Origin of the sequence: Metabacillus litoralis, from assembly GCF_003667825.1 — a bacterium.
GTDB classification, from domain to species: domain Bacteria; phylum Bacillota; class Bacilli; order Bacillales; family Bacillaceae; genus Metabacillus; species Metabacillus litoralis_B.
Genome location: NZ_CP033043.1, coordinates 3,716,870 through 3,734,480, shown reverse-complemented (window position 1 = coordinate 3,734,480; position 17,611 = coordinate 3,716,870). Strand labels below are relative to the sequence as shown.

The following is a 17,611-nucleotide window of genomic DNA, read 5'->3' as shown; positions in this document are numbered from 1 at the left end:
GTATGTAGTAGGTGTGTAACTATCTAAACAACAGAAGTTTCAACGGGACAAGGAACCTGTCCCTCTGTCGTTTTTTGTCAATTAATATACATTCCGTTCGTTGAATAATCATGGTAATATTTCCTTGTTAATAATACTTTTGTACTAGGAGAGAGGATTTGTTTATGAAAAAGGTTTTGCCATTATTACTTGTTTTACTATTATCTCTTAGTTTCGTACAACCACAATCAGCAGCCGCTAAGGTTATGTGGGGGGATATGGAACTTAAAAAAGGCCAAATTGGTCGAGTAACAATGCTGAAAGATGTTAATATCTACACTAAGTCTAACGATGAATATGTTAAATCAGGCACTGCTAAGAAGAATCAGTTAAACAGAGTTTATACAAATCGTAAGGGCTATTTAGGAATCGGTGGAGGAAAGTTTGTGAAAAATGATAGTTCAGTAAAATATGAGACTCCATCTCAATCTAGATTACAAGCTGCTAATGGTGTTAGAATTGTGAAAAAAACATACCCAGGTACAAATTTTATCTATCCTCAAGTAACTGGTATGTTTGACAAAAAGGCAGAAAAGAAAATCAATGACGAGCTATATTCAATCGCTCAATCTATCAACGAAACAATCATAAGCTTTAAAGAGGAAGAAGCTGCTGCAAGAGAAGATTGGGATGATTATGGATACGGAGATTTTTGGGATTGGGAATATGATTTTACATTCGAAATTCACTATAACCAAGAACATCGTTTAAGTGTTCTTTTTAGAGAGTATGCCTATACAGGTGGTGCTCATGGTATGAGCGGTATCTACACATTGAATTTTGATTGTTTAACTGGAAACACAATTAACTTATCATCAGCAATCAAGGGAAAAACAAAAACAGTTAGAAACTATGCATACAATGATTTACGAAACCAAGAAAAACGTGGCGAAGAAATGTTATTATTAGATTCCGTAAACCAAATTGTCATTAACGACAGTGATCGACCATGGGTTTACAATGCAAAAGGAGTTAAACTATTCTTCCAAGAATACGAAGTAGCCCCATACGCATCAGGAAATCCAGAAGTGATTGTACCTTCTGTTGTTTATAATTGAGGGACAGGTTCCTTGTCCCAGCGATTTATGGAATTCGTCGAAGTTCCTGAGGTGTAATTGAATAGTAAGTAAAAGTAAACTAGCGACTTTCAATGGAAAGATCGCTAGTTTTTTTGTGGTAAATCAGTAATGAATAACGTCATATCTTTTGTATGATTTACCACTCATTTTAATGGATGGGACAAAGTGCCTGTCCCCATGTCCCTGTAGAAATGTTATCCTAATAATAGGAAACTTTTAAAATAGTGTGGAGGTATGTATTCTTGAAATCAAACAATAAAAAAGTAGGTTTTCTAGTTGCAGCAATAGTTGTTGTGATTATCTTAGTTGGGTTTATCATTTGGGGAGTAAATAAAGGGAGTGATTCTACTAAGGAAGAGTCTCAACAAGAAGAGAGTCAAACAACTGAACAAACAGAAGATTCAGCAGATGGTTCAAACGAAGAGGAAAAGTCAGAGGTGAAGAATGAGGCTGAACTTCTAACAGTAGAAAAGTATAAACAAATTGAAAATGGCATGACATATGATGAAGTGAAACAAATCATCGGTTCCGATGGGGAAGTCATGTCTGAAGCAGGAGAAAAAGGATCCGAGGTTCACACAGTTATGTATAAGTGGGAAACTGGCGATGAAAATAAAGCCGCAAACTTTACGTTTCAAGGTGGACAACTGATTGATAAGACTCAGATTGGGTTGGAATAGGGGGACAGGTTCCTTGTCCCTCTGTATATCTATTAAAAGGAAATTGAAAGTAGATATGGGTTTTCTAGACTAAGTTATTAAAGGGTTGTCCATACAGGACAACCCTTGTTTTAAATAGGAAAATGTTTAAGAAGGTAAACCAGACCTGTGATTAAATATGGTGGGAAAGGATAGTCAAAATGGGACACGGAACCTGTCCCTATAACAAATAAACCCGAACCATACCGAGGCCTTTTACGTTAATTTTTCCGCGTTCGATAAAGTCGAATTTATCTTTGAGTATCGTGAAGGTAGCTTCGGATACTTGGACTTTGCCATTAATGCCTGTTGATTCCATTCGAGAGGCGGTATTAACGGTGTCTCCCCACATGTCATAGGCGAATTTATTTTTACCAATGACTCCAGCGACGACTGGGCCAGTGTGGATGCCGATTCGAATATGTAATGGTAATTTCGCTTGCTCTTTAAGTGAAGAAATAACTTTTATCATATCTTCAGCTAAATGGACGATCTTCTCAGCGGATTCCCTTGATTCAGATCCTACCTTCGATGACACCATATAAGAGTCTCCAATTGTTTTGATTTTTTCCACATCATATTTCTCGGAAAGTTCATCAAAAGCGGTGAAAATTGTATTTAAAATCGTAACCAGCTCGGAAGCGGGGAGAACCCGAGAAATCTTAGTGAAGCCAACTAGGTCAGCGAATAGAATTGTCACAGAGTCATGGCTATCAGCAATAACGGTATCACCAGATTTAAGCCTATTAACCACATGAACAGGCAATATATTTAATAATAACTCTTCTGATGCTTTGCGCTCCTCTTCAATGATTTTTTGAAAAATAAAATCCCGTCGACTGAAATATTCTAAAAAATAGCATGTTGTTGTACAAAGTAAAGAAAAAGCACCTAGCATGAAAATAATTAACTTTATGACGAGAATTTGTTCCTCAGATGCAACAGGGAATTGATAGAATACTGCAATAAAGGCATAGCTAAGGATATAAAACAAAGCTAAAATATTCGCAGCAACAAAGCGAATTCGTACCATACAATAGGTAACAGCAATGAGGAGAAACACACCTATAAAGTAATAATTAAAAGATATATCATTAGGTTCACTAATCGCAATAATCCATTTTAGCCCTAAATCAATGGAAAGGAGAATAATAGATATATATAACTGTGAAAAAGCTTGAAACTTTCCTGAAAAATTTAATATATAAACAAAGACAAGAATAACTAGTGAAATAAATCGGATGGCAACCATCTTTCTTTGTTCAACAGCCGGAAAGCTTGCCAAATCAAAGAGCATTAAGGAGATAACAAACACAATTCCAACGGGTATATACCAAACTGCATATTGTGCAGTGAGCTGGTTATAGGCAGTGATATACTGCTTTTCCATTTCGTGAGGAAACTTAAGCTTTTTAGAGTTTATGAGTAATGCTTCGAGACTTTTCATCTTTTCACCAATCATCTAAAAAATAAATTAAAATGTAATACAGGTTACAGAATAGAACAACTAACCATGTTATCTTGTTAGGTAGGTAGTAAATATAAGAAAGGCCGTGACCAATTGAGCTATCTTCTACTGATTTATGCGCATTTTCTCGGAGACTATCCGTTACAGGGGAAATACCTAGCTGAAACAAAGGGTAAAAACGTAATAAGTCTCATTGCACACTCTGTGATATGGACAGGTACAGTTTCGATAGCGGGTTTTCTCATTGGCTTTCAAGTCACTATTGTTGATGTGATTTTCCTATTTGTTGTTCATGGAATCATCGATTATTTAAAAGCAAATCAGCTTTGGTTTTTTCGTAAACTTAGCCCTGAAGGACTGGGTTTAGTTGTAGATCAATTGCTCCATGGCATTCAAATACTTATTTTTGCTTTATCAAACTATTAGTCATACACCAACTTGCTCTTCTAAATGAGTTAGTTTTTTAATTGAAATCTTTTTACTTTCTATACTAATCGTATTGCTCTGCTGTAATTCTACTAACACCTTTGAAACAGTTTCTCTTACAACGCCTGACATATCAGCGATTTGTTGATGTGTTAGCTTAAGGTCAATTAAAATTTTTCCTTCAATTACTACCCCATAATCCTCGGACAAATCAATTAGTGTTTTAAGAATTCGAGTTCTAGCATCTAAACTGGTTAGACTTCTAATCATTTCATTGGCTTTACGCAGTCGCTTCATTGAAACATATAATAGCTTAATCGAAATTTGAGGATTTTTTTCTAGTAACTTAGTAAAGTCTGATCGATGAATCGTATAAGCAGTACAAGGTTGTAGGGCCTCAGCATTGGCCGAGCGCTGTTCATTGTATTGAAGAATCCCCATTTCTCCAAAATAATCTCCATCTTTTAAAATCGTCAAAATGGTTTCTCTCGTAAAATCCTCTCTGAAGATTTTGACACTACCTTTTTCGATAATAAAAAGTTCTTCTCCATAATCTCCTTCGTGAAAAAGAGTTGTCCCCTTTTTAAATGTTTTCTCACGGAACAGTCTTTGAACTTCAGACAATTCTTCTTCGTTTAAATCATGAAATAAGTCGATGCTTTCTAAAAGTTGTCTTGGAATGTTTGTCATGTTTTTCACCTCAAAAGTACTAGGAAGAATGATAGAAAATGTGATCAATTTAACATTTTTTATGTTAAGCATCACACAGAATATTTCGGGTAGGTACGAGATAATCATACATGAAAGAGATGAAGGTTGTTAAGTGGTTTTGGAAAAAGAATAGGAGGAAATTCCTAATAGGTGAGATAGCTAGTTCTATTATTATTTTCTAAACATCCAACTATTGTAAAGGGCGTAACAGACTGACTATTAAAACTACTGATAAAATTCTACTTAATCATAAAGCCAAGGGGGACTTATTCATGGAAGTTATTATTTATATTATTGTTGGTTTCGTTATTTACAACCTAGTAAAAAAATCAAAAAAGAAAGCAAAAGGATTATCTAGATCAAAGGTAGCTGCAGGTGTTGGAGGTGCAGCAACAGTAGCATTCTTACATCAACTAATGGGAGACCAACAACTAGATCAAGATATGATTGATCAATTAGAGCAGCTGAACTTACAGCAAATGAAGGAATTTGCCCTGCAAAATGAGCTTTTAGATCAAATGGAAATGCAAAGAATGATGGATGAATCTATGGATCCGTATTTAAACCCAGGTATTGATGTAAATATTGATGAGCACTACCATGGGCACGATCATGGCATAGATCATTCATTTAACGATCATAATCACCATCAGTTTTAAGGGGGACAGGTTCCTTGTCCCAAAATTAGGAGGTAAGAATATGGGATTAATTTTTCTCTTAGTTATTTTAGCTAGTTTAGTAGCTTTTTATTTATTGTTTGGGTTATTACCTAATACTCGAAAGTGGTTAAACACTTATAAGGTTGAGTGTCATGAGGAATTATCACTTCTCGAAAAAGAAATTCAACAGATTACTAGAGTTAGAGAAGACCTAGAGCGTCGTGAGAAAATACAAAATCAGGAGTTCTACGAGTTACTTGAAAAAGAAGAACAAATTGAAATAAAAAAAGAACAAATCATCAAATTAGAAGTAGAGAAGGAAATGTTAGTCAAAGATCTATCAAAGCTCCGAATGGAATATAAAGCAAAACTAGAGGAGGGATTATCATGGAATGGCTTTTAAATATAGACATGATTTTAGATTTAAAAGGTAGTGATGTGTATGCATATCTTAAAGTATTGGTTAGAGGTGTTATCCTTTATTTTCTTTCCTTCTTTTATTTAGCCGTGGGTTTCTTGATCATTGATTTAATAAGAGAGAAAAGGGGATCATCAAATCAAATGATGAACTTTATCATCACTCTATTTTTCCCATTCATATCTTCATATATTTACAATGATTATGAAGCTGAATATAGAGTGAAAATAGATGCTGGGTTTCATACAATATTATTTGCTGCTGGAGTTTTATCACTTCAACCTGAAACATTAGAAATTATTCCATCATTTCATTTCGTGTTTTACAGTCTCCTTGTTACAGCACTTTTATCCATTCACCTTCGAAATCAAGCACTAACAAAACTAGCAAGTAAGGAAGAATACTTCAGAAGAGAAGTAGAAAAGGTCGTAACGAAGAAAGATCAGTTAATAGCATTAAATGAAGTCAAAGAAAAGGAATTACAAGAAATGAAGAAAGAATTCATATGGAAGAAAAAAGCAGTCACAACGGACTTGTATATTCACAATCGAGAATTAGAAGGCTTAGAAAAAACATTAAAACCTAAAAGGCAGCTGGCCAATTCTCTCATATTAAACACAATTATTTTGAAAGAGTTAGACAGATGTAAAGAAAATGACTATGAAATTGCGATCGATTCAAATGTATTTATGAAATTAAACGATGATTTATGTGACATCATCAAAAAATACAAAGTAGTCATAAGCCCTATTGTTCGAGATGAATGGAACGGATTAAAGAAAAATGAAGACCGAAATATTAGGACAGCTGCTGCAAGAGCAAGTGATTTGTTCGATTATATGGTTAGCATAGGGAATGCAAGAGAAATTACGATGACTGAGGAACAGATCATTCAATTTAAAAAGGGTCTCACGATTAAGCTGACAAAAAAAGAAAATGATGATCGCATTATCGAGCATTATGCGTATGAAATGGAACATGGCAATTCTTCTATCATTGTAGCTTCAGATGATACAAACTTCGTAACGTCATCAAGATTAGCAGGACTAAAGGTAATGGAAATAAAAATACCAAAATATTTATCAAATTGGAGTGAGTTAATTGCACAGTAGAAAAATGGAACGTGTAAGTGCGATGGGAATGTACGTATTTTCTTTCATGTTATTTCTATTAAGCGTCATAAACATGGCGTCATTTCTGGAACTAGGGTACGTGGCAATTTATATGGATGTTTACTTTTGTTTTGCTGGTGCAACAATTGCCATCTCATTATTATTTTATAGTGAATTAATATTTAGGCTTTAAGAAAGGCGTAGGGACAGGTTCCTCGTCCCACCCTTTACTATTGTAGTCGGTATTTTAATAAAAACCGTTATTAGCAATGATTGTCATTTTAAAATACAGACATCCCTACATAATATTGACCTATATTAGTAGACAAAAATGATAGTCATAACCAAGGTTGAAAAAAAGTGAAGCCTCCCATACTACTACTTAAACGAAAGAGTATGGGGTTTTTCATGTAAATCAACTAATAACAGCAGAATTTGTGAATGAATAATATTTGGTGTTTCAATTATTTGTGAGAATATTCAAAAATAGCTATACATCATTAACCTAAATCTAGTATGATTATCTTATATAATTTTCAAGTAATATGTGTAAAAAGCACCAGCTATTTGTCTGTTTTAGTCTAAATATAGACAAAAATGAAAGCGCTTTAATATTTTTAGGAGGGTGAGATCAAAATGAACCTTAAATTCCTTAACTCAATCCGCACAAAACTATTACTTTTCAGTTTGCTATTATTAATTATTCCTAGCGCGGTTATTGGGTTCACTAGTTACAACAAAACAGTCGATGAACTTGATGCAGCAGGTCAAGCCCAACTGAAAAATAACGTTCAACTAGTCTTGGAAATGATTGACCTATTAAATAGCGAAGTTGAACAGGGAACCATGACCCTCGAAGAAGCACAGGATAAAGTAAAGACTGTTATTCTCGGAGAAAAAGGGGCTGATGGAACTAGACCTATCAATAAGGATATTGATGTGGGTGAACATGGATATGTTTTTGTGATTTCAGATGATGGGTCATTAATTGCTCATCCTAGTAAAGAAGGGGAAAATATCTGGGATTCAGAGGACCCTAATGGAACAAAGGTTGGGAAACTAATCGTAGAAAAAGCGTTAACTGGTAATGGTTTTTCAACATACGATTGGGCTTTACCTGATAATCCAGACAAAGTTGAACCGAAAATTACCTATGCAGAGCAAGATCCTCATTGGGGCTGGGTTGTTTCTGCTGGTACGTATACGATGGATTTTAACCAAGGGGCAAACCATGTATTGATGAATTTATTAATTACATTAGGGGCATCAATCATAATAGGAGTTATTGTCGTTACCCTGTTTTCTGGAGTCATGGCAAGACCCGTTATCGCCATCACAGAAAGGTCGAAAAGTGTGGCAAATGGTGATTTAACAGTAGAGCCACTGCTTTTTAAATCAAATGATGAAATTGGTGAATTAGCAGAGAATTTTAATAGAATGGTTGATAGTTTAAAAGGGTTAATTAAGCAAGTTGGAGATTCTGCGGAAAAGGTAGCAGCATCCTCTGAAGAGCTAACGGCTAGTTCTGAGCTGACACAGAAGGCTACCGAGCAGATTTCAACATCAATTCAAGAAGTTGCAATCGGATCAGAGAAACAGGTTTTAAGTACAAGTCATGCTAACCATACAGTCACAGAAATTTCAAAAGGTATGAATCAGGTTGCATGTGCGATACAAGAGGTAGCTAAACTTACTGTACAAACAAATGAATCTGCTAATAATGGAAGCCAAGTTGTGACTCAAACGATTGAGCAAATGACGCTTGTAAAGGATAAGGTAAAAACAACCTCTAAAGTTGTGAATAGTCTTGGTGAAAAAACAAAGGAAATCAATGAAATCGTTTATTTCATAACAGAGCTTGCTAGTCAAACAAACTTATTAGCTCTTAACGCAGCAATTGAGGCAGCTAGAGCCGGAGAACAAGGGAAGGGATTTGCCATCGTGGCCGATGAGGTTCGCAAATTGGCTGAACAGTCAGGTCAAGCTGCTGGGAAAATACAAACTTCTATCGGACTTATTCAAAGTGAGGCAACTCAAGCTGTACATTCTATGAATGAAGGAACTGCTGTTGTAGAGGAAGGAATTAAAATGGTCCATCAAACAGGTGAGACCTTCAATGGGATAGCGGAATTAATTGAACAAGTTACCTCTCAAACGCAGGAAGTATCTACGATTGTAGAAGAAGTAAATTCAAGGTCGCAAAATGTAGTAGGAATTGTGGAAGAAGTGGCCCACATATCAGAGCAATCATCCTCCAACACTCAACAAGTAGCAGCTGCTGCAGAAGAACAAAGTGCTTCAATGGATGAAATTGCCGGATCAGCAGAATCACTGAGTAAGATGGCGCAGGAACTGCAAGGGGTTATTCAGAAGTTTAGGTTGTAGGGGGGACAGGTCCCATGTCCCTACCAAAAGTTGTTGAAGAAAGCTCATGCTAGAGAAATCTTGCGTGGGCTTTTTGCTTTCTAGAAAACTCTTTTAAACGGGACAGGGGACCTGTCCCTCCGGCCCCCCCTTAAGAGTGGGACAAGGAACCTGTCCCCTTATACTCCCCAGGTGTGCACCCCTTCTGCTTCTTAAATAACCGAATAAAGTAACTATGATTTTGAAAGCCTACGTCCATGGCGATGTCTAGGATTTTTCGGTCGGATTTTTGTAGGAGGGTGCAGGCTTTGCTGATTCTAATTGTGTTAATGTATTCCATTGGTGTCATACGGACTAGTGATTTGAAAAATCGGCTAAAGTGGCCTTCGCTCATTTGAACTTGTGAGGCTAGGTCCATGACGGTTAGCTTTTGTTTGTAGTTTTGGTCAATATATTGCAGAACTTTTTTTAATAGTTCTGTTTTTGTTAAGTCTTTTTCGGTTACTTCTTCGTTATGAATCCAGGCTTGTTTTCTTAATATATCTGCAAATAATAAAAACAAGTAACCTTTTATTTTTAGTTCATAGCTTGCGTCTTTTGTTGAATATGCCTCGATGATGTTGACGATTGATTTTAGCATGTTTTTTTCATCTGTTGTGTTAGGTTTGATGATCAGTGAATGAAACATTGAGAAGTTTTTTATAAATTGGATGTAGTTACTTTCAATTAAGTCATAACCAAAGCTTCTAATTAAATTAATATGAAAAACAATTGCATGGATTTTGAATGGTTGATCATCACAAGGATACGCCCCGTGTAATTGTTCGCTTGGAATTAAACAAGCACTACCAGCACTTAAGCGATGCTTTCTAGTTCCAATTTGTAAATTGATTTGACCTTCCTCAACATAAATAAACTCCAACTCAGGATGCCAATGCATATTAATAATGACTTGACCGTCTAAGTAGTCAACCATGTATACCCGAAGTGGAAATAATGAATCCCCATGTACTCGATCTTCAAGTAAGTTGTGTTTATTCATTGCTATCACCTTCTAAAAATATCAGAATTGTGCTACTTCTTGTTTTAATTGTACAAGAATTACCTGATTTTTATCAATATAATTATATTTGTAAGTAGGATTAATGACCTACAGCGAAATAAAGGAAGAGAAGCTGCAGTTAGGGGTGTTTCTATGAAATTTACAGATGGTTTTTGGCTAACGAGGGAAGGGTTTGAGATCCAACATCCCCGTAATGTAAGAGATCTTGCAATAGATGAGAAAATGGTAACTTTATATGGACCGTGCAAAGATATTCAGCACAGAGGTGATACGTTAAATCTACCTTCACTCACGATTCAACTATCATCACCACTTGAAAATGTGATAAAAGTAAAAGCTTGGCATCACAAAGGAACTAAGAATAAAACACCAAACTTTGACGTGAAAGAAGAATTAGTAGCGCTAGAGCTTCATGAAGATGAAAACGGCGCCAGCTTTGCAAGTGGTAATGTAAGCGCAAACATAAACTATCAGCCTTTTAAAATCACATTCTCTCAAGGTGATCGAGTATTAACCTCAATTGATTCCAAAGGAGTAGCTTGGATTACCGGACCTCAAAAACAAAGCTATATGCGTAGTCAGTTAAACCTTGGGGTTGGGGAATATATTTATGGACTTGGTGAACGTTTTACTCCGTTTGTGAAAAATGGTCAAACTGTTGACATTTGGAATGAAGATGGAGGAACAAGCTCAGAACAAGCATACAAAAATATCCCGTTTTACTTAAGTAATCAAGGATATGGGGTATTGGTGAATCATCCCGAAAATGTAAGCTTTGAGATTGGATCAGAAGCGGTATCGAAAACACAGTTTAGCGTAGAAGGCGAAAGTATTGAGTATTACATCATCGGTGGAGCTTCTCCGAAAGAGGTATTAAGTAACTATACAGTGTTAACTGGCAAGCCGGCCTTACCTCCAGCTTGGTCATATGGGTTATGGTTAACTACATCCTTTACAACCGATTATAACGAAGAAACGGTGAACCATTTTATCGATGGAATGGCTGAACGTGATATTCCACTAAGTGTTTTCCATTTTGATTGTTTTTGGATGAAAGAATTTGAGTGGAGTAATTTCGAATGGGATCGGGATGCCTTTCCAGAACCAGAAGCGATGTTACAAAGATTAAAAGATAAGGGCTTGAAGATTTGCGTTTGGATTAATCCTTATATTGCTGAAAAGTCTAAGCTTTTTGATGAAGCAGCTGAAAAAGGATATTTATTGAAGAAACCAAACGGAGATGTCTGGCAGTGGGATTTATGGCAGGCAGGCATGGGTGTGGTTGATTTTACAAATCCAGCTGCAAGTGACTGGTACTGCTCAAAATTAAAAGCACTCCTTGATATGGGCGTTGACTGCTTTAAAACAGATTTTGGCGAGAGAATTCCAACGGATGTTGTGTATCATGATGGCTCAGATCCACACCGTATGCACAATTATTATGCTTATCTTTACAATAAAGTTGTTTTTGATTTACTAGAGCAAGAAAAAGGGAAGCAAGAGGCTGTTGTGTTTGCAAGATCTGCTTCAGTTGGTGGCCAAAAATTCCCGGTACACTGGGGTGGCGATTGTAATGCAACGTACGAATCAATGGCCGAAAGTTTACGTGGAGGCTTATCACTAGCACTCTCAGGATTTGGCTATTGGAGTCATGATATTGGTGGTTTTGAAAATACTGCAACACCTGATTTATTTAAGCGTTGGACGGCTTTCGGTTTATTATCAACACATAGCCGTTTACATGGTAGCTCATCGTACCGGGTACCGTGGCTATTTGATGAAGAAGCAGTTGAGGTTACAAAGCATTTTTCAAAACTTAAAAATCGTTTAATGCCTTACTTATATAGCTCATCTGTTGAAAACACCCAATCAGGAGTACCTGTTTTGCGACCAATGGTATTGGAGTTCCCTGAGGATCAGAATTCCCACGTACTTGATCGACAATATATGTTAGGAAGTAGCTTGCTGGTAGCCCCAATTATGAATGAACAGGGTGTGGGCACTTGTTACTTACCACAAGGTAAATGGACGCACTACCTAACAAAAGAAGTAGTGGAGGGTGGTTCTTGGATAAAAGAGACCTATGATTATCTAAGTCTACCATTGTATATAAGAGAAAATACAATCTTGCCAATTGGTCAGGAAAGCAATCGTCCGGACTATGAGTTTGCTGAGAATGTTACTTTCGAAGTTTATCAACTAAAAAATGGTCAGAATACTTCTTCTTTTGTTACAGATTTAAATGGCAACAAAAAGGGTGAAATACAAGCTGTAAAACAGGATAACAAAATCTTCATTGAAACAAATATGGCAGATCTTACGTATTCGATTCTCCTTACAAACTGTGAATCTATTTCTTCCGCTTCAGTTGGAGAAATTGAAACAAGTTTCAATGGAGTGAAAATCAATCTTCAAGGATCACAAAAGCTAGAAATTATTCTGTAGTAATACATGGAGAGTGATATAACGATCACTCTCCAATAAAAATTTGGGGGTAATGTAGGCTATGAAAAAGAATGTGATTAAAGGATTAGGTACAGCTCTTTTATTATCTGGATTATTAGTTGGATGTTCATCAAATAGCAGCGGTGGTGAAGGCGGCGGAGATGTAGTCGTTGATGTTTTTAACATAAAAGTAGAAACAAAAGATCAGTTAGAATCGATGATTGAGAAATACGAGAGTGAAAATGAAAACGTAGACATTCGCCTAACAACAGTAGGTGGTGGGCAGGACGCGGCATCAGCTCTACAAGCAAAATTCTCTTCAAATGAAGAACCAGCGATCTTTTTATTAGGTGGATTATCAGATGCAGAAAAATATCAAAAATATCTTTTAGATGTCTCTGATATGGAATCAGCTAAAACGGCAATTGATGGAACGTTACAAGGCTCAACGATTGACGGGACACCATATGGTATACCGTTAAATATTGAGGGATTTGGTTGGATGATTAATAAAGAAATATTTAAATCTGCTGGAGTAGATCCTGCATCAATTGCTAGTTATGATGATTTTGTTAAAGCGGTTGAGACAATTGATAGTAAAAAAGAAGAGCTTGGCTTAGAAGCTGTATTTGGCTTTAGCGGAAAAGAAGATTGGGTAACGAGTCAGTTTTCAAATCATTTTTCAGCACCTGAATTTGAAAATGATTTAAATGTTGCATATGAAGCAACTGAGCTTACTTATAAATACGGTGACCGTATGAAAGAGTATACAGATTTAGTGAATCAATATAATGTTCAGCCTATTTTATCATTAGATTATAGTAAGAGTGTGGAAGAGCTATTTATTAATGATAAAGTGGCGATTATTCACCAAGGAAACTGGATTGTTCCTTCACTAGATAGTATTGACCCAACGTTTTCACAAGAAAAGCTAGGCATTTTACCACTATATGTTTCTGGTGATGATGAAGGATTTATTAGTGCTGGACCTTCTTGGTTCTGGGGGATTAATAAAGAAAAAGATGAAAAAGTTGTAGAAACATCTAAGGATTTTATTGACTGGATGTACACGTCTGATTATGGAAAACAACAAATCGTTGAGGAGTTTAAATACATCCCTGCACATGATGGATATGATATCGCAAGTATTTCAGATCCTGTATCAAAAGAAGTTTATCAAATGCTATTAGATGAGAAAGCAAGAGTTTGGGCACACAACCAATATCCAAACGGTTTCGGTTCAACAGCCTTTTTCCCAGAGTATCAAAAATACCTAAATGGCGATATCTCTTGGGATGACTTCACAGCGACAACAGGCTCTAAGTTTACAGAAATGCGCTAATTTCTAATACTGAGTGGAGGTATAGATGTTGATCTGCCTCCATTCACTATTTTTTCTTAAGGGATGTGAGCAAGATGAAAATGAGGAATAGTACCTATTGGATCTTTTTAGCACCATGTTTGTTAGCATTAGCAATGGTTTTAATCATTCCCAAGGTGTTTATTATTCTTTTACAGAATATAACGGATTTGAAGTAACAGAATTTGTTGGCTTGGACAATTATATAAATTTATTCAAGGATGACCAATTTCTTTATAGCCTCCTATTCACTGGTGGATTTTCCGTTGCTTCTGTTATTGGAATCAATATTATAGGATTACTTTTAGCTTTATTTGTTACACAAAAGATGGGGAAATTTAATACGGTTTTCCGAACAATCTTTTTTATGCCGAACTTAATCGGTGGTATTATTTTAGGTTTCATTTGGCAGTTTATCTTTCTAAAGGCTTTTGAAGGAATTGCTGACTTAACTGGCCTAGAATTTTTTAAAGGCTGGTTGTCAAATACAGAAACAGGCTTTTGGGGATTAGTGATTCTATTTATCTGGCAAATGAGCGGTTATATCATGATTATTTACATTTCGTTTTTGAATAATATCCCAGATGAGTTAATTGAAGCCTCAACAATTGATGGTGCGAATGTTTGGCAAAGATTCTGGAAAATTAAATTCCCGTTGCTGGCACCAGCATTTACGGTTAGTTTATTTTTATCATTATCAAATGCATTTAAAGTGTACGATCAAAACATGGCGTTAACAGCTGGAGGACCCTTCAGCTCGACACAAATGGCAACGATGAATATTTACGACAGTGCCTTCAAAGTTCAACAAATGGGCTATGCACAAGCAAAAGCGATTATCTTTCTACTGATTATTACTGTCATATCAGTCATTCAGCTATATATGACGAGAAAAAGGGAGACTGACTTATGATTGCACAAAACAAAGCTAAAACATATGGATTCATTTTGCTTGGGCTTGTCCTGTCGATCTTCTGGTTTTATCCATTTTACTTAGTCATTGTGAACTCGTTCAAAACAAAATCAGAGATTTTCGTCAACACTCTCGGATTCCCTACTAAGGCAACATTTGAAAACTATCCAGAGGCATTTGTTGCTCTAGAATTTATTCAAAGTTTCTTTAACTCACTTGTAATTACAACGTTAAGTATCATTTTAATCTGTATTTGTACGTCAATGGCTGCGTATGCTCTATCACGTAGAAAAGGAAAAATGAGTTCAGCAATCTACTTTCTCTTTGCAATCTGTATGCTGATTCCGTTCCAATCAATCATGATTCCGCTCGTATCTATTTTCGGTGCAATAGACATGTTAAATCGAGCAGGGTTAATGGTCATGTATTTAGGATTAGGCTCAAGTCTCGCCGTCTTTTTATACTTTGGTGCACTAAGAGGAATACCACAGGCACTAGACGAGGCCGCAATAATTGATGGCTGCAATAGATTCCAAGTTTATCGTTATATCATTCTACCAATGCTAAAACCAACAACAGTTACTGTTATTGTGTTAAATGCCATCTGGTTTTGGAATGATTATCTATTACCTTCTTTAGTTATCAACAAAGACGGAATGTACACCATTCCTCTAAAAATGTTCTACTTCTTTGGTGAATACTCAAAGCAATGGCATCTGGCACTAGCCGCACTAGTCATTGCCATTATCCCGATCATTATTGTATATATGTTTCTGCAGAAATATATTATTAAAGGTATTTCGGATGGAGCGGTTAAGTAAAGGGACTTGGGGTTCCATGGGGGGGGCCGCGGGGACAGGTTCCTCGTCCCAACCAGAAGTTGATGAAGAAAGCTCATGCGAGAGAAATCTTGCGTGGGCTTTTTGCTTTCTACAAAACCCTTTTGAAACGGGACAGGGAACCTGTCCCCTTGCACTCCGTGGGACAGGTTCTTTGTCCCAATCACTTAACGTTTTCTATTTTTATATTTAACTCTCTCAACCAATTCAACGTAAGAATGTAATAAAACAAGAGGCCAAAAAAAGATGGTTAAAATCGCCTTAAATTGAGTAATACCACTATATCTATAAAGTGAAAGGACTAACCCAATCATCATATAAATCAGTAACTCCATTAGCATGATGATCCTCCTCCTTTTTAAGCATTATATTCAACAGGTGGTTGGTTTGTTATGGAAATTAAAAATAGGAAGTTAAAAAATGGTGAGAGGAGAAGGGGAATTTGTGAAAGCTGCTTTATCGAGACAAGCAAGAACTACAATTGTATTTCTGCCCCGAGGATTCTCAACCAAATAAAACGGGTATAGAAAGAAAAAACAATGTGAGGGAATCCAATGAACAAAAAAAGAAAGATGATCATAATTGGTATGATCGTCATGATCCTAACATCCATCATGATTTATCACAGAATTAAACCCCTTCCACCCGGCATTTCCTATCAAGGTACAATACACACAATTCCCCAACAAGATGTGGAGTTTTTATATGACCTCACCTATCAAAAAGAAGGAAAAGAAGTACATGATCACTCCATTTTCAAGGAAGTTTTTAAAACAATTGAAGAAGCCGAGCATTTTCTAATAATTGATCTTTTTCTTGTGAATGGATATACAGACAACAAACGACCATACCCAAAGCTTAGTGAAAAATTAATGAAATCTATTAAAAAACAAAAAGAGAAGCACCCTGACCTAAAAGTCATTTTTATTACCGATGAAATTAATACAACATATGGCTCACATAAAGCACAGCAAATTGATCCACTAAAGGACAGTGGAGTTGAAGTGGTATATACAGACTTAGACAAACTACGTGATCCTAATCTGATTTATTCTGGTATTTGGAGAGCAGCATTTAAGTGGTTTGGACAAGGTGGATCTGGCTGGCTTCCAAATCCAGTGGAAAGCTCCGCACCAAATGTAACTGCTCGTTCTTATTTAAAATTATTGAACGTCAAAGCAAACCATAGAAAAGTGGTCATCTCAGAAGATGCTGGGTTCATTCTATCTGCCAATCCTCATGATGCTAGCGGATTTCATTCCAACATTGCCTTTAAAGTAAAAGGTGAAATCCTAAAGGATATGGTAAAAGCGGAGAAAGCAATCGCTGAATTTTCGGGCGGTAATTTAAAGGCATTTCCTACAGAGGCAGAATTAGATGAGATGATTCAACCTACCACCTTACGGAATGAAGAATTACCGGTCAAGGCTCAGATTCTAACAGAAGGCAAGGTCCAGAATCATGTAGTAGAAGCCATCACAAAGGCAAAAAAGGAAGATGAAATATGGATCGGCATGTTTTACTTGGCAGACCGTGATATCATCACTAGCATAGAGGAAGCAGCTAAACGGAGAGTAAAAATAAACATCGTCCTAGATCCTAACCAAAATGCCTTTGGCCAAGAAAAAATTGGATTGCCGAATCTACCTATTGCTGCAGAGTTACAGAATGTTGACTATGAAAATATTAAAATCCGTTGGTACGCTACCAATAAAGAGCAATACCACACAAAGCTCATCTACATAAAGAGTCAACAAGAATCAATTGTGATAGGAGGCTCGACCAATTATACATCTCGCAATCTTGATGACTATAACTTAGAAGAAAGTATAAAAATCAAAGCATCTACAGACAGCAAATTAATAAAGGGAGTTGATGATTATTTCAATCGGATTTGGACCAATGAAGACGGCACTTACACGGTGGAGTATGAAAAATATCAGAACAGTTTATCGGTATTTAAATACATGATGTATATTGTGCAAAAGGTTTTTCAAATGACAACTTATTAGGTGTA

Annotated in this window: 16 protein-coding genes and 1 pseudogene; 13 read left to right on the top strand and 4 right to left on the bottom strand. The window is 36.2% G+C overall.

What is annotated here, in order from left to right:
• Positions 1 to 164 precede the first annotated feature (164 nt).
• Together D9842_RS18295 and D9842_RS26405 are read left to right on the top strand one after the other, a co-directional pair.
• Positions 165 to 1,097, top strand: coding sequence for a DUF3298 and DUF4163 domain-containing protein (locus D9842_RS18295; protein WP_162987580.1), 933 nt, complete (start codon positions 165 to 167; stop codon positions 1,095 to 1,097).
• Positions 1,098 to 1,360: 263 nt separating this feature from the next.
• Positions 1,361 to 1,798: a DUF3862 domain-containing protein gene (locus D9842_RS26405; protein ID WP_257535901.1), complete on the top strand. Its 438-nt coding sequence runs from the start codon at positions 1,361 to 1,363 to the stop codon at positions 1,796 to 1,798.
• 199 nt (positions 1,799 to 1,997) lie between these two features.
• Here D9842_RS26405 and D9842_RS18285 read toward each other — a convergent pair whose 3' ends face one another.
• Entirely contained in the window at positions 1,998 to 3,263 is a 1,266-nt protein-coding gene (locus D9842_RS18285) for an adenylate/guanylate cyclase domain-containing protein (protein WP_162987497.1), read from the bottom strand.
• A 114-nt stretch (positions 3,264 to 3,377) separates the two neighbouring features.
• On the opposite strand from D9842_RS18285, the gene D9842_RS18280 reads away from it, so the two are divergent.
• Positions 3,378 to 3,710: a DUF3307 domain-containing protein gene (locus tag D9842_RS18280; RefSeq protein WP_121663741.1), complete on the top strand. Its 333-nt coding sequence runs from the start codon at positions 3,378 to 3,380 to the stop codon at positions 3,708 to 3,710.
• Here the strand turns inward: D9842_RS18280 and D9842_RS18275 are convergent, their stop codons facing one another.
• Positions 3,711 to 4,400 (bottom strand): Crp/Fnr family transcriptional regulator, encoded by a 690-nt coding sequence (locus tag D9842_RS18275; protein WP_162987496.1) that lies wholly within the window; start codon positions 4,398 to 4,400, stop codon positions 3,711 to 3,713.
• Positions 4,401 to 4,693: 293 nt separating this feature from the next.
• On the opposite strand from D9842_RS18275, the gene D9842_RS18270 reads away from it, so the two are divergent.
• From D9842_RS18270 to D9842_RS18250, 5 genes are all read left to right on the top strand, one after another.
• Entirely contained in the window at positions 4,694 to 5,080 is a 387-nt protein-coding gene (locus tag D9842_RS18270; RefSeq protein WP_121663739.1) for a hypothetical protein, read from the top strand.
• A 40-nt stretch (positions 5,081 to 5,120) separates the two neighbouring features.
• A complete protein-coding gene (locus tag D9842_RS18265; RefSeq protein WP_121663738.1) occupies positions 5,121 to 5,483 on the top strand; it encodes a hypothetical protein in 363 nt (120 codons plus the stop codon).
• On the top strand, positions 5,468 to 6,610 hold the full coding sequence (locus D9842_RS18260) for a PIN domain-containing protein (RefSeq protein WP_121663737.1): 1,143 nt from the start codon (positions 5,468 to 5,470) through the stop codon (positions 6,608 to 6,610). Before D9842_RS18265 ends, D9842_RS18260 begins: the two co-directional genes overlap by 16 nt.
• On the top strand, positions 6,600 to 6,803 hold the full coding sequence (locus D9842_RS18255) for a hypothetical protein (protein WP_121663736.1): 204 nt from the start codon (positions 6,600 to 6,602) through the stop codon (positions 6,801 to 6,803). Before D9842_RS18260 ends, D9842_RS18255 begins: the two co-directional genes overlap by 11 nt.
• Before the next feature lie 443 nt (positions 6,804 to 7,246).
• Complete coding sequence (locus tag D9842_RS18250) at positions 7,247 to 8,995, top strand: methyl-accepting chemotaxis protein (protein ID WP_121663735.1); 1,749 nt, start codon at positions 7,247 to 7,249, stop codon at positions 8,993 to 8,995.
• 130 nt (positions 8,996 to 9,125) lie between these two features.
• Here D9842_RS18250 and D9842_RS18245 read toward each other — a convergent pair whose 3' ends face one another.
• A complete protein-coding gene (locus tag D9842_RS18245) occupies positions 9,126 to 10,016 on the bottom strand; it encodes an AraC family transcriptional regulator (protein ID WP_121663734.1) in 891 nt (296 codons plus the stop codon).
• 153 nt (positions 10,017 to 10,169) lie between these two features.
• Here D9842_RS18245 and yicI point away from each other — a divergent pair, with 153 nt between their 5' ends.
• The 4 genes and pseudogenes from yicI to D9842_RS18225 all read left to right on the top strand — a co-directional run bounded on the left by yicI (position 10,170) and on the right by D9842_RS18225 (position 15,576).
• Positions 10,170 to 12,482 (top strand): alpha-xylosidase, encoded by a 2,313-nt coding sequence (gene yicI, locus D9842_RS18240; protein ID WP_121663733.1) that lies wholly within the window; start codon positions 10,170 to 10,172, stop codon positions 12,480 to 12,482.
• 61 nt (positions 12,483 to 12,543) lie between these two features.
• Complete coding sequence (locus tag D9842_RS18235) at positions 12,544 to 13,824, top strand: ABC transporter substrate-binding protein (protein WP_121663732.1); 1,281 nt, start codon at positions 12,544 to 12,546, stop codon at positions 13,822 to 13,824.
• A 74-nt stretch (positions 13,825 to 13,898) separates the two neighbouring features.
• Positions 13,899 to 14,755 (top strand): annotated as a pseudogene (locus tag D9842_RS18230) (carbohydrate ABC transporter permease).
• Positions 14,752 to 15,576, top strand: coding sequence for a carbohydrate ABC transporter permease (locus tag D9842_RS18225; RefSeq protein WP_121663731.1), 825 nt, complete (start codon positions 14,752 to 14,754; stop codon positions 15,574 to 15,576). The pseudogene D9842_RS18230 and the gene D9842_RS18225 overlap by 4 nt, the downstream one beginning before the upstream one ends.
• 185 nt (positions 15,577 to 15,761) lie before the next feature.
• Here D9842_RS18225 and D9842_RS26040 read toward each other — a convergent pair whose 3' ends face one another.
• Positions 15,762 to 15,935 (bottom strand): hypothetical protein, encoded by a 174-nt coding sequence (locus D9842_RS26040; RefSeq protein ID WP_162987495.1) that lies wholly within the window; start codon positions 15,933 to 15,935, stop codon positions 15,762 to 15,764.
• A gap of 213 nt (positions 15,936 to 16,148) precedes the next feature.
• Between D9842_RS26040 and D9842_RS18215 the strand changes: the two genes are divergently transcribed.
• Positions 16,149 to 17,606 (top strand): phospholipase D family protein, encoded by a 1,458-nt coding sequence (locus tag D9842_RS18215; RefSeq protein ID WP_121663729.1) that lies wholly within the window; start codon positions 16,149 to 16,151, stop codon positions 17,604 to 17,606.
• Positions 17,607 to 17,611: the final 5 nt, after the last annotated feature.